This is a genomic window from Bradyrhizobium sp. SZCCHNR2028 (genome assembly GCF_032380995.1).
Classification (GTDB): domain Bacteria; phylum Pseudomonadota; class Alphaproteobacteria; order Rhizobiales; family Xanthobacteraceae; genus Bradyrhizobium.
Window position 1 is genome coordinate 148,890 of sequence record NZ_JAUHJF010000006.1, and the last position, 12,384, is coordinate 161,273.

The 12,384-nt window shown below is 67.0% G+C and carries 9 protein-coding genes and 1 pseudogene; 4 read left to right on the plus strand and 6 right to left on the minus strand.

Going from position 1 to position 12,384, the window contains the following annotated elements; genetic code table 11:
- Positions 1–2 precede the first annotated feature (2 nt).
- Together QX121_RS12710 and QX121_RS12715 are read right to left on the minus strand one after the other, a co-directional pair.
- Entirely contained in the window at positions 3–956 is a 954-nt protein-coding gene (locus tag QX121_RS12710; protein ID WP_315812092.1) for a DMT family transporter, read from the minus strand.
- Positions 957–1,155: 199 nt separating this feature from the next.
- Positions 1,156–1,647: a Fur family transcriptional regulator gene (locus QX121_RS12715; RefSeq protein ID WP_315812093.1), complete on the minus strand. Its 492-nt coding sequence runs from the start codon at positions 1,645–1,647 to the stop codon at positions 1,156–1,158.
- 175 nt (positions 1,648–1,822) lie between these two features.
- Here QX121_RS12715 and QX121_RS12720 point away from each other — a divergent pair, with 175 nt between their 5' ends.
- From QX121_RS12720 to QX121_RS12730, 3 genes are read left to right on the plus strand one after another with little or no spacing between them, the layout of a single operon-like run.
- Entirely contained in the window at positions 1,823–2,302 is a 480-nt protein-coding gene (locus tag QX121_RS12720) for a MarR family transcriptional regulator (RefSeq protein ID WP_315812094.1), read from the plus strand.
- Positions 2,295–3,443 carry an HlyD family secretion protein gene (locus QX121_RS12725; protein ID WP_315812095.1) on the plus strand — a complete coding sequence of 383 codons (1,149 nt, stop codon included), beginning with the start codon at positions 2,295–2,297 and terminating at the stop codon, positions 3,441–3,443. Before QX121_RS12720 ends, QX121_RS12725 begins: the two co-directional genes overlap by 8 nt.
- 6 nt (positions 3,444–3,449) lie before the next feature.
- Positions 3,450–5,009: a DHA2 family efflux MFS transporter permease subunit gene (locus QX121_RS12730; protein ID WP_315812096.1), complete on the plus strand. Its 1,560-nt coding sequence runs from the start codon at positions 3,450–3,452 to the stop codon at positions 5,007–5,009.
- A 359-nt stretch (positions 5,010–5,368) separates the two neighbouring features.
- Here the strand turns inward: QX121_RS12730 and QX121_RS12735 are convergent.
- The 4 genes and pseudogenes from QX121_RS12735 to pcaF all read right to left on the minus strand — a co-directional run.
- A pseudogene (locus QX121_RS12735) lies at positions 5,369–5,644 on the minus strand (SPFH domain-containing protein); the annotation flags it as partial.
- A gap of 172 nt (positions 5,645–5,816) precedes the next feature.
- Positions 5,817–6,881 (minus strand): phosphotransferase, encoded by a 1,065-nt coding sequence (locus QX121_RS12740; RefSeq protein WP_315812097.1) that lies wholly within the window; start codon positions 6,879–6,881, stop codon positions 5,817–5,819.
- 59 nt (positions 6,882–6,940) lie between these two features.
- Positions 6,941–7,834, minus strand: coding sequence for a dioxygenase (locus tag QX121_RS12745; protein WP_315775725.1), 894 nt, complete (start codon positions 7,832–7,834; stop codon positions 6,941–6,943).
- 71 nt (positions 7,835–7,905) lie between these two features.
- Entirely contained in the window at positions 7,906–9,114 is a 1,209-nt protein-coding gene (gene pcaF / locus QX121_RS12750) for a 3-oxoadipyl-CoA thiolase (protein WP_315775726.1), read from the minus strand.
- Between the two features lie 361 nt (positions 9,115–9,475).
- Between pcaF and mutS the strand changes: the two genes are divergently transcribed.
- On the plus strand, positions 9,476–12,208 hold the full coding sequence (gene mutS / locus QX121_RS12755; RefSeq protein ID WP_315812098.1) for a DNA mismatch repair protein MutS: 2,733 nt from the start codon (positions 9,476–9,478) through the stop codon (positions 12,206–12,208).
- Positions 12,209–12,384 lie beyond the last annotated feature (176 nt).

Sequence of the window (12,384 nt, forward strand, 5' to 3'; positions counted from 1 at the left end):
TATCAGGTTTTGGTGACATTCAGCAATGGATCAGTCGCGGCCAGGACCACGCGGTTCGGGCGGTTGACGAGAAAAAGCCCAATGATCACAAGCACGGCTGCGAGCCCAAAGGCCAGCGTCAGGGCGTCATGCAGGATGAAATAGCTCGCCACCACCCCGAATAAAGGGGTGATGAAGGTAAATGCCGACAATTTGCTGGCCGAGTAGGCCTTGATCAGCGCGAACCAGATCGTGAACGTGGTCCCGACCACCCAGATCGACTGGTAGGCCATCAGTCCGACCACGAACGGGCTGGGAACCTGGGTCAGCCGCTCGCCGGCGATCAGGGCCGCCGCCGCCATGATCGGGACGGAGACCGCGACCTGGTACCCCAACGCCCGCTCCGGCGCGATGAAGCGCAGCCGGGTGCCTTTGACGAACACGGTGGTCACGCCCCAGAGCAGGCCGCCGCCGACCACCAGGAGATCGCCGAGCAGCACGCGGCCGTCGACATCGGCCTGGGGAATGCCGATCGCCAGCGCCACACCGGTGAAGCTGAGCGCCAGCCCGCCCCATTGCGCCGGCCCCATCCGCTCGCCGAGGAAGCGGAACGAGCCGAGCGCGACGAAGAACGGCGCGGTATACAGGAACACGATGGCGCGCGACGCCGAGGTCAGCAGCAGGCCCTGATAGATCAGCACGAATTCCAAGCCGAACAGCAGGCCTGCCACCAGGCCGAGCCCCAGCGTGCCGTCGCGCTCGAACATCTTCACGCCGCGCACCCGCGCGAACACCAGCAGCACCGGCAGCGCACCGAGCGAACGGAAGGTGGCCTGCAGCAGCGGCGGAATTTCAGGCAGCGCGAGCTTCACCGCGATCTGATTGAACGCCCAGGACAGGCACAGCACGAGGATGACGGCGATCGCGCCCAGGCCGAGCGGCCGGGTCGCGGCGGAGGAGGTTGACGTTGCGGACACGAGGACGTTGGCTCCCTGGCGCGTTTCTTTGTATTCGGACCGCCATCAAGGTGTGGTCAGCTTTGTCTTTGTCGGTCGGAGATGATGCGGAGGTAGAGCGGCGGCGGTGCTCGCCTCTCCCTGCGCGCACCGTTCTCGCGCTGAACCTCGAATACGACAGTCATTCACACGTGTATAGCTTCGGCCGCAGTGACGGACCTCACGCGGCCCTCTGGCAATGCGCGCACAACCCGGTGATCTCGACGACGGAAAGCTTCGGTGTGAAGCCCGTTGCCGCGGCGGCCAGCTTCAGGCTTTCCGCGATCGGCGCAGCCGGAACCTCGCCAACGGCGCCGCAGCTCTCGCAGATCAGGAACGCCACCAGCGCGGTCTGCTCGTGGTCGTGGGCGCAGGCGAGGAAGGCATTTCGGCTCTCGATGCGGTGCACCAGGCCGTTCGCCATCAGGAACTCGAGCGCGCGGTACACGGTGATCGGCGCGGGCCGCGCGGTGACCTTGGCAAGTTCCTCGATGATCTCGTAGGCCCCGAGCGGCCGGTGGCTCGACAGCAGCGCCTCCAACACCTGGCGGCGCTGCGATGTGAATTTCTGGCCGCGCTGAGCGCAGATGCGCTCGGCATGGTCCAGGGCATCGGCCGCGCAACGGCCATGGTCGTGGTCCGGCGCCGGGAAGGTGGGCTTTGCAGGGGTCATTGCCGACAATCTAGCATCTCGGGCCGGTCTCGCCAAAGGCCGCGGCCGAGCCATGCAACTTCGGCGGGGCCGGTGCGCTCGGCGGGGCCATCAAATATTCATAAGCTTGCTTATTATATCGGAAGCTCATTACAGCCAAAGCTCAATTTCTTCCGCCACTGAATCGAGATCCGCCATGACCCGCACGTCCGCGGACGTGAATTTCCTGTTTACGCTCGGCGAGCTGCAGCGCCTGGTGCGCGCCTATGCCGACAAGGAGGCGGCGCGCTTCGGCATGACCCGCGCGCAATGGGCCGTGCTGGCCAAAGTGGAGCGCAACGAGGGGATGAAGCAGTCCGAGCTCGCCGAGCAGATGGAGATGCAGCCGATCACGCTGACGCGGCTGATCGACAAGCTCGCCGAGGCCGGGCTGATCGAGCGGCGCGGCGACGACACCGACCGCCGCGTCAACCGGCTCTATCTGAAGAAGGCCGCGCGTCCGCTGCTCGCGAAGCTCGCGGTGCTGCGCGGCGATCTGACCGACACCGCCCTTCAGGGCATCAGCGCCGGTGACGCCGAGCGGCTGATGACCCACCTCGAGGCCATCAAAGAAAACGTGAGAAACGCCCTGCAGTCGTTGTGCGACGAGCAGCGAAAGGAGCAGCGCTATGGCTGAGCCCGCCCTGAAACTCGCCCCCGAACAGAAAGCCGGCCCGGATGCGGCGGCCGCCGCCGAAAAGCCGGCGCGCCCCGGATTCGTGCGCCGCTACCGTCGCACGCTGCTGCTGGTCGTGCTGCCGCTCGTCGCCGCCGTCGGCGGCCTCGTGCTCTATCTCAACGGCGGCCGCTACGTGACGACCGACGACGCCTATGTCGGCGCCCAGAAGGTGCTCATCACCCCCGACATCTCCGGCAAGATCATCAAGGTCGTCGTCAAGGAAGGCCAGCAGGTGCAGAAGGGCGACGAGCTGTTCGAGATCGATCCCGTGCCCTACCGCCTCGCGGTCGACCAGACCAAGGCGGCGCTGGAGCAGGCGCGGACCACCTACGACAACCTCACCGCCAACATCAAGATCTACGGCCAGATGCTCGACCTGGCCCAGCAGGGCATCGAGCTGAAGCAGAAGGACGTCGAACGCAAGCAGACGCTCGCCAAGAACAATTTCGGCTCGCAGCTCGACCTCGACAATGCCGCGAATGCGCTGGTGACGGCGAGCGCGCAGGCGCAGTACATCAAGCAGCAGCTATCGAACGCGAAAACGCAGCTGCTCGGCAATCCCGAGCTGCCGCTGGAGCAGTTCCCGCCCTACATCCAGGCCAGGGCCAAGCTCGAGGACGCCCAGCGCGATCTCGACCACACCACCTTGCGCGCGCCGATGCCTGGCATCGCCACGCAGGTCGACCAGATCCAGCTCGGCCGCTTCGTCACCGCGGGCACGCCGGTGTTCTCGGTGATCGATGTCGGCAATCCCTGGGTCGACGCCAATCCGAAGGAGAGCGACTTCACCTATGTCGCGGTCGGCCAGCCGGTCGAACTCGACGTCGACGCCTTCCCGAACCATCGCTTCAAGGGCACGGTCGGCTCGCTGTCGCCGGGCACCGGCGCGCAGTTCGCGATCCTGCCGCCGCAGAACGCGAGCGGAAACTTCGTCAAGGTCGTGCAGCGCGTGCCTGTGCGGATCCATTTCGACAAGACCGACAGGTTCGTCGCCAGGCTGAAGGCCGGCATGAGCGTCAACGTATCGATCGACACCGGCCACGAGCGCACGCTGGCCGGGCTGTTCGGAGCGGCGCATGCGGCGGAGAACGAGGAGTAGCGCGCCATGACTGCGCCGGCGGCCTCATCATCGGCGGTTCCGGGATTCCGCCGCAACATGGTGACGATCTGCGCCATGACGGCGACGATCATGCAGGCGCTCGACACCACCATCGCCAACGTCGCCCTGCCCTACATGCAGGGCACGCTGTCGGCCTCGCAGGACCAGATCAACTGGGTGCTGACGTCCTACATCGTCGCGGCCGCGATCATGACCGCCCCGGTGGGATGGATCGCCAACCGCTTCGGCCGCAAGCGCACCTTCATCGTCTGCTCGGCCGGCTTCACCATCGCGTCCGTGATGTGCGGGCTTGCCCAGGACATCACCCAGATGGTGCTGTTCCGCCTCTTGCAGGGCGTGTTCGGCGCCTCCCTGGTACCGCTGTCGCAGGCCGTGATGCTCGATTCCTACGCGCTGCATGAGCGCGCCAAGGCGATGGCGATCTGGGGCATGGGCGTGATGCTCGGCCCGATCATGGGGCCGTCGCTGGGCGCCTGGCTGACCGAGACCTATTCCTGGCACTGGGTGTTCTTCGTCAACCTGCCGTTCGGCGCCGTGACCGTGCTCGGCCTGATGGCGTTCATGGAGGAGACCAAGCCGAACGCGGAACTGACCTTCGACTGGTTCGGCTTCGCTGCGCTCGCCATCGGCATCGGCTCGCTGCAGATCGCACTCGACCGCGGCGAGGATCTGGGCTGGCTGGAGAGCAACGAGATCATCATCGAGTTCATCGTCGCCGGCGTCGGCTTCTACTATTTCCTGGCGCATTCGCTGACGACGCAGCGCCCGTTCATCCAGTTCGCGCTGTTCAAGGACCGCAATTTCGTCGGCGGCTGCGTGTTCATGACGGTGATGGGCCTCGTGCTGTTCTCGACCATGGCGCTGTCCTCGCCCTATCTGCAGAACGTCATCGGCTATCCCATCATCACCGCCGGCGTGCTGTTGGCGACGCGCGGCTGCGGTACGTTCGTCGCGATGATGCTGGTCGGGCGGATGCTGCGCTATATCGAGGCCCGCACCTTGATCGTCGTCGGGCTTGCGCTCACGGCGCTGTCGCTGTTCCAGATGACGGCGTGGACCGACCAGACCGGCGTGCCGGAGATCATCACCATCAGCATCATGCAGGGGTTTGGCTTCGGCCTCGTCTTCGTGCCGCTGTCGACGGTTGCGTTCCTGACGCTGCCGGGCGAGCTACGGACTGATGGAACCTCGATGCTGACCCTGGTGCGAAATGTCGCAAGCTCGATCGGCATCTCCATTGCGATCGCGCAGCTCACCGAGGGAACGCGGCGAAACCACGCGATCCTGGTCGAGCACATCAACCCGTTCAATCACGCGCTGCAGATGCCCAATGTTGCCGGCCTCCTGAACCTGTCCACGGATGCCGGCCGCGCGATGGCCGATGCGATGGTGATGGTGCAGGCGCAGATCCTCGCCTTCTCGCACGACTACCAGCTGGTCATGATGTTCATCCTGGTCTCGATCCCGCTCGCGGTCATGATCGGCTCGACTCGGACGGCACTGCGCGCGCAGGCGGCACCGGCCGATCACGCGGTGATGGAGTGACCGTTCCCCGCGACGGAAAAAGCGTGCGCTGTTGAGACGCAGCGGGACCGGGATAGCAAAAAGGTGACCGCGACGTGATGGATTTGTAACTTCAATCCGGCGCGTTTCCGGCTATCTTCTGCTCACCCCACTCGGTTCTCTGCGTATGAGTTGCGCGCAGGGACTGCACTTCATGAGCGCCCCACTCGTGATGTGCCGGGCGGGGGCGGTGGCTCCTCCAGCGCCGCCCCCAGCCCCGGGGGAATTGGTCGCTCGCGTCGCGGGCTGACGGTATCAAGAATCCCAAACCGAGAACCTCCGCTGTCGTCCCGGGCAAGCCCGATGACGCAAAGCGTCAGCGGGCGCCGACCCGTCTGCCACGCCGTCTGCGTCGCGCTCGCCACCTCGGCACGGGTGCTCGCGGTCTTGTTGGCGATGTCGCGCTCGTCGAAGAAGTTCTCGGCGTTGAAGAACGAGATGTCGGTCTGGTCGAGCTTGGTCAGCGACACCGATTCCAGCTCCAGGCCGTTGGACTGCACGTCGGCCTCGACCGCGGCCTGGACGTGCTTGACGAAGTCCGAGCGCTTCTCCTGCAGGTCCAACAGCTCCAACGTCGCCGCGACCGAGCGCAGGCCGTCGACGAACTTGGCCTCGACGCCATGCCCATGCCGATATGTCGCGCCGATGCTGGCCGGCGGTTCAAGGCCGGCGAACAATCTCTGGTAATCGTTAAGGGGGCTGGTAGCGACGACGGCAAATGCACCGCAGTGACGTGTACCGACAAAGACCTCGCCGCGCGCGTGCGGCCCGGTCTCGAGGGAAGCGCCGTCAGTCCAGCAATTCGCGGCAGCCGAGATCGTCGAACGCAAGGAAGATGCGCTCGAGATTATTCCACCAGATCACCGGCGGGAGCTGGATCGCCCATTGCCAGACCGGCTGGGCGATGTGCCAGAGCACGGCGAGACGATAGTCCTGATCCAGCGACGCCCTGTCGTAGCCGGTCACACCGCCTGCGACCAATGTCTGATGATAGCTGTCGAGCAACGGCCGCTCGATCCGCGCCCGACGGTCGGGATAGATCTGCAGCGCGATCATGTAGGCGAGATCGTTCGCGGGCACGCCGATTCGCCACTGGTCGAAATCAAACGCGCGCACGTCGTCGCTGTCGGCGGCCTTCGGCACCAGAAAATTCCAGACATGCGCGTCGCCATGCGCAATGCTGAGGTTTCGCCGCGACAGATAGCGTTCCGAGAGCCGCGGCGTCGCCGCCATCAGGCGTTCGTAGACCGCGCGCCGGTCCGCGCTCAGGCGGTCTCCCAACTGATCGGCGAAGCGCTGATAGTGGCCGGCAAAGGTCCTGCCGCGCTCGGCGCGCTCGTCCGCGGTCGCGAAGCTGCCGATGGACACGCCAAGCCGCGGATCGTCCCACCACGCCGCATGCAGCCGCGCCAGCGCCCGCACGATCCCCTCGGCCTGGGGCAGCGCGGGCGGCAGCGGCCATGGCGTCGCCGTCTGGTGCGTGTCAGTGAGATCCTCGAGCAACAAGTGCCAGGTGAGCGCGGCTTCGTCCCACGCGCCGCCGTAAGAGCCGGGCACCAGGCCCGTCGGCATGAGCCGCGCCAGTCCGCGATAAAAGTTGACCTCGTGGCGCCCGCCCCGCCACAGCGTCTTGGCGAAGGCCGGCATCGGGATTTTCAGGATCAGCGCCTTCGGCGCGTCCGGGGCCGCGCCGCTATAGGACAAACCAAGGCGGATGATGCGCGACAACAGCATCGGCCGGTCGCTGATCACGGCGACGTCCGAGACCGCGCCGGACTCGAGCACACCCGCCTCACGCATCGTCGCCGTCAACGCGGCAGGCTTGGCAACGGACGGCAAGTCGGTGGAGGACATGTAGGCGCCGTCCCTTCAGGGTTGCAGCTTGCCCACACTAGCATGGATATTCCGAAGCGCTACTTGATCGGCGCGCGCGGCAGCACGGTGTCGCCGATCTCCATCCGGTAGACGTGATCGAGCGAATACCAGGGCGTGGCGACGTCGGGCTCGGTCGGGTGCGGCGTGTCGTGGCGAATGAAGTTGCCGAGCAGCGCCTTGGTGACGCCGAACTGGACGTCGCTGTCGATGTGCGGGTCGTTGGGGTCGTAGACCTGCGAGATCAGGACCTTGAATCCCGGCTTGACGATCAGCGCGTGCAGATGCGCCGGCCGATAAGGATGGCGGCCCTGCGCCTTCAGAAGGCGGCCGACGACCCCGTCGGTCGGGATGGGATAGCCGACCATCATCACCGAGCGAAACCAGAAGCGGCCGTCGGCATCGGTCGTGAGCTTGCCGCGCAGGTTCATGTCGGCCTGCTCCGGGTCCTGGTTCTCGTAGGTGCCGACCGGGGAGGCGTGCCAGACGTCGACCTCGGCGCCGGCGACCGGCGCGCCATGGGGATCGACGACGCGCCCGTTGACGAACAACGCCGGCCCTGGTGTCGCCGAGCGCACGATCGAGCCGCCGTTCGCGGTAACAGGCGAATTCAGCCGCCAGAACGGACCGAGCAGCGACTGCGCGGTCTCGGTGTTGCCGCCATCGCCATTGTTGAGCAGGCAGACCAGCGGCGAGACGCCGAGCGAGCCGGCCATCAGCACCACCTCGTTGTGGGTGTCGTTCGTGCGCTGACCGAGCTCGGCGACGAGGGCGGCGGCCTCGCGGAATTCGGCCTCGGTCAGCCTGACATCGCGGACGAAGCCATGCAGGTGCTTGATCAGCGAGACCATGATCTCGCGCAGCCGCGGATTGGTGGTCTGCTCCATCACCGCCAGCACCGCCGGCGTGACGTCCTGTTCGCGGGAGATGGTCATGGTCAATTCTCCGTCATTCCGGGGCGATGCGAAAGCATCGAACCCGGAATGACGAAGCGCTTAGCGCTTCGTCAGTTGATCGTCTCGACCGCCAGCGCGACGCCCTGGCCGACGCCGACGCACATCGTGGCGAGCGCACGCTTGCCGCCGCGGACCTCGAGGCCGTGCACCGCGGTCATCGCGATGCGCGCGCCGCTCATGCCGAGCGGATGTCCCAACGCGATGGCGCCGCCATGCGGGTTGACGAAATCGGCATCGTCGGCGACGCCAAGCTGGCGCAGGCAGGCGATGCCTTGAGACGCGAACGCCTCGTTCAACTCGATCAGGTCGAAATCGGTGATCTTCAGGCCGAGCCGCTCCATCAGCTTGCGCACTGCCGGCACCGGGCCGATGCCCATGATGCGGGGCGGCACGCCGGCCGAGGCGAGGCCGAGAACGCGCGCGCGCGGCGTGAGGCCGTGCTTCTTCACGGCGGCCTCCGACGCGAGAATCATCGCGGCCGCGCCGTCATTGACACCGGAGGCATTGCCGGCGGTGACGGTGCCCGGATTGCGCACGATCGGCTTCAGCTTGGCGAGGCCTTCGAGCGTGGTCTCGGGGCGCGGATGCTCGTCCTTGTCGACGGTCACGGGCCCTGCCTTGCCGCCGGGCACCGACACCGGCGTGATCTCGGCGGCGAAATAGCCCGAGGCGATCGCCTGGCCGGCGCGCTGCTGGGAGCGGATCGCGAACGCGTCCTGGTCGGCGCGCGACACCTGGAATTCCTCGGCGACGTTCTCGCCGGTCTCCGGCATCGAATCGACGCCATACTGCTGCTTCATCAGGGGATTGATGAAGCGCCAGCCGATCGTGGTGTCGAAGATCTCGGCCGAGCGCGAGAACGCCTCCGTCGCCTTGCCCTGCACGAACGGCGCCCGCGTCATCGATTCGACGCCGCCGGCGATCGCGAGATCGACCTCGCCGGCGCGGATCGCGCGGCCCGCGGCGCCGACCGCGTCGAGACCGGAGGCGCAGAGGCGGTTGAGCGTCTGGCCAGGAATCGAGTCGGGCAGGCCCGCCAGCAGCAGCGCCATACGCGCGACGTTGCGGTTGTCCTCGCCGGCCTGGTTGGCGCAGCCGAAGAACACCTCGTCGACCGCCGCCCAGTCGAGATTTGGATGCTTGGCCTTGAGCGCCTTCAGCGGTGTCGCCGCGAGATCGTCGGTGCGCACTTTCGCCAGCGAGCCGCCGAAGCGGCCGATCGGGGTCCGCACCGCATCACAAATAAACACGTCTCGCATCGCTCTCTCCCGGATCTCACTGTTTCTGGTCAGAATTGACGGCGGTTTTAGGAGTGCGGTGGGAGCAGGTCAAATGACGGGAGCGCGGGGTGGCATGCGCTCAAGCTGCTGGATGCGACGCTCTCGCCTCACGAACGGTGGGCGTCCTCTCCCGCTTGCGGGGGAGGGCTGGGGTGGGGGCAGCCCCAAGCGAGAATCTTCGTGTGGAGAGATTTCCCCCACCCGTATCGCATCTTCGATGCGATACGACCTCCCCCGCAAGCGGGGGAGGTGCAACAGCAGGCACCGCCCATCGTGGAAAACCGGGACATCGCCGCCAAAGCGGTAGGACCGTCCGGGCAAATTGGCTAGTTTCCGCGCCATGACGATCCAGCAGCCCATCTCCGTCTCCGTTCCGCCCGACGCCGCGCCCGCCGAGGCGCCGGCCAAGCTCACGCCGATGATGGAGCAGTATCTCGAGATCAAGGCCGCGCATCCGGGCCTGATGCTGTTCTACCGGATGGGCGATTTCTACGAGCTGTTCTTCGAGGACGCGGAAGTCGCGTCGAAGGCGCTCGGCATCGTGCTGACCAAGCGCGGCAAGCACCAGGGCCAGGACATCCCGATGTGCGGCGTGCCGGTCGAGCGCTCCGAGGACTATCTGCACCGGCTGATCGCGCAGGGCATCCGCGTCGCGGTCTGCGAGCAGATGGAGGATCCGGCGGCGGCGCGGGCGCGCGGCAACAAGAGCGTGGTCAAGCGCGGCGTGGTGCGCGTGGTGACGCCGGGCACGCTGACGGAAGACAATCTGCTCGATGCGCGCGCCAACAACTATCTGTTGTCGATCGCGCGCAGCCGCGGCTCGTCCGGCGGCGATCGGCTCGGGCTCGCCTGGATCGACATCTCGACCTCGGACTTCATCGTCACCGAATGCGCGTTCGCGGAACTGACCGCGACCCTGGCGCGCATCAATCCGAACGAGGTCATCGTCTCCGACGCGCTGTACTCGGACACGGCATTCGAGCCTGCGCTGCGCGAGCTCGCCGCGGTGACGCCGCTGACGCGCGACGTGTTCGACGGCGCCACCGCCGAGCGGCGGCTGTGCGACTATTTCGCGGTGGCCACCATGGACGGCCTCGCAGTGCTGTCGCGGCTGGAGGCGACGGCCGCCGCTGCCTGCGTCACCTATGTCGAGCGCACGCAGGTCGGCCAGCGCCCGCCCCTGGCTCCTCCCGCGCGCGAGGCGACCGGCAGCACCATGGCAATCGATCCGGCGACCCGCGCCAATCTCGAACTGACGCGCACGCTCGCCGGCGAGCGGCGCGGCTCGCTGCTGGACGCCATCGACTGCACGGTCACATCCGCCGGCTCGCGGCTGCTGGCGCAGCGGCTCGCGGCGCCCTTGACGGAGCCGGCGCAGATCGGCCGCCGCCTCGATGCAGTCGCCACGTTCGTTGCCGATGGCGCCGCACGCGAGGACATCCGCTCCATCTTGCGCGGTGCGCCCGACATGACCCGGGCGATGGCGCGGCTCTCGGTCGGCCGCGGCGGCCCGCGCGATCTCGCCGCCTTGCGCGACGGCATCCTTGCCGCCGACCAGGCGCTCGCGCGGTTGTCCGCGCTGGAACAGCCGCCGCAAGACGTCACGTCCGTGATGGCGGCGCTGGCGCGGCCCACGCGGGCGCTCGCCGAGGAATTCGCCCGCGCGCTCGACGAGCAGCTGCCGCTGATCAAGCGCGACGGCGGCTTCGTCCGCGCCGGGTACGACGCGACGCTCGACGAGACGCGCAATCTGCGCGACGCGTCGCGGCTCGTCGTGGCGTCGATGCAGGCGCGCTACGCCGACCAGACCGGCGTCAAAGGCTTAAAGATCCGGCACAACAACGTGCTCGGCTATTTCGTCGAGGTCACCGCGCAGCACGGCGACAAGCTGATGTCGGCGCCGTTGAACGCGACCTTCATCCACCGCCAGACGCTGGCGGGCCAGGTGCGCTTCACGACATCAGAGCTCGGCGAGATCGAGGCCAAGATTGCCAATGCCGGCGAGCGCGCGCTCAATCTCGAGCTCGAGATCTTCGACCGGCTCTGCGCGTCGGCGCTTGCGATCGGCGATGATCTGCGCGCTGCCGCGCACGGCTTTGCGATGCTCGATGTCGCCACCGCGCTGGCCAAGCTCGCGGTCGACGACAACTATGTGAGACCCGAAGTCGATGGCTCGCTCGGCTTCGCCATCGAGGGCGGTCGCCATCCCGTGGTGGAGCAGGCACTCAAGCGCGAAGGCCAGCCGTTCATCGCCAATTCCTGCGACCTGTCGCCGACGCCGGGGCACAAGAGCGGTCAGCTCTGGCTGCTCACCGGCCCCAACATGGCGGGTAAGTCAACCTTCCTGCGCCAGAACGCGCTCATTGCTTTGTTGGCCCAGATCGGCTCGTTCGTGCCGGCGAGCCGTGCCCGCATCGGCATCGTCGACCGGCTGTTCTCGCGCGTCGGCGCCGCCGACGATCTGGCACGCGGGCGCTCGACCTTCATGGTCGAGATGGTCGAGACCGCGGCGATCCTCAACCAGGCCGGCGAGCGCGCGCTGGTGATCCTCGACGAGATCGGGCGCGGAACCGCGACCTTCGACGGCCTGTCGATCGCCTGGGCGGCGATCGAGCACCTGCACGAGAGCAACCGCTGCCGCACACTGTTCGCGACGCACTATCACGAGCTGACCGCGCTCGCCGCGAAGCTGCCACGGCTGTTCAACGCCACGGTCCGCGTCAAGGAATGGCAGGGCGACGTCGTGTTCCTGCACGAGGTGCTGCCCGGCTCCGCCGACCGCTCCTACGGCATCCAGGTCGCGAAGCTCGCCGGCCTGCCGCCGGCCGTGATCAGCCGCGCCAAAGCGGTGCTCGCGAAGCTGGAAGCCCAGGACCGCGGCCAGAGCGCGCGCGTTTTGGTCGACGACCTGCCGCTGTTCGCGGTGCCCTCGCGCGCGGCTGCGGAGCCCGCGATGTCGAAGGAGGCAGAGGAGCTGATCGCCGCCGTGAAGGCGCTGCATCCGGACGAGATGACCCCGCGCGAGGCGATGGACGCGCTGTATCAACTGAAGTCGAAACTGCCGAACAAGTAGTTGCCGTCATTCCGGGGCGCGCGCAGCGCGAACCTGCAATCCATCCTTCGTCAGCGCATGCAGCCAGATGGATTCTGGGCTCGCCGCCTGCGGCGTCGCCCCGGAATGACAGAGAGATGAGTTCACGGTGCCGTAGGGTGGGCAAAGACGCGAGGCGTCGTGCCCACCATTTGCAG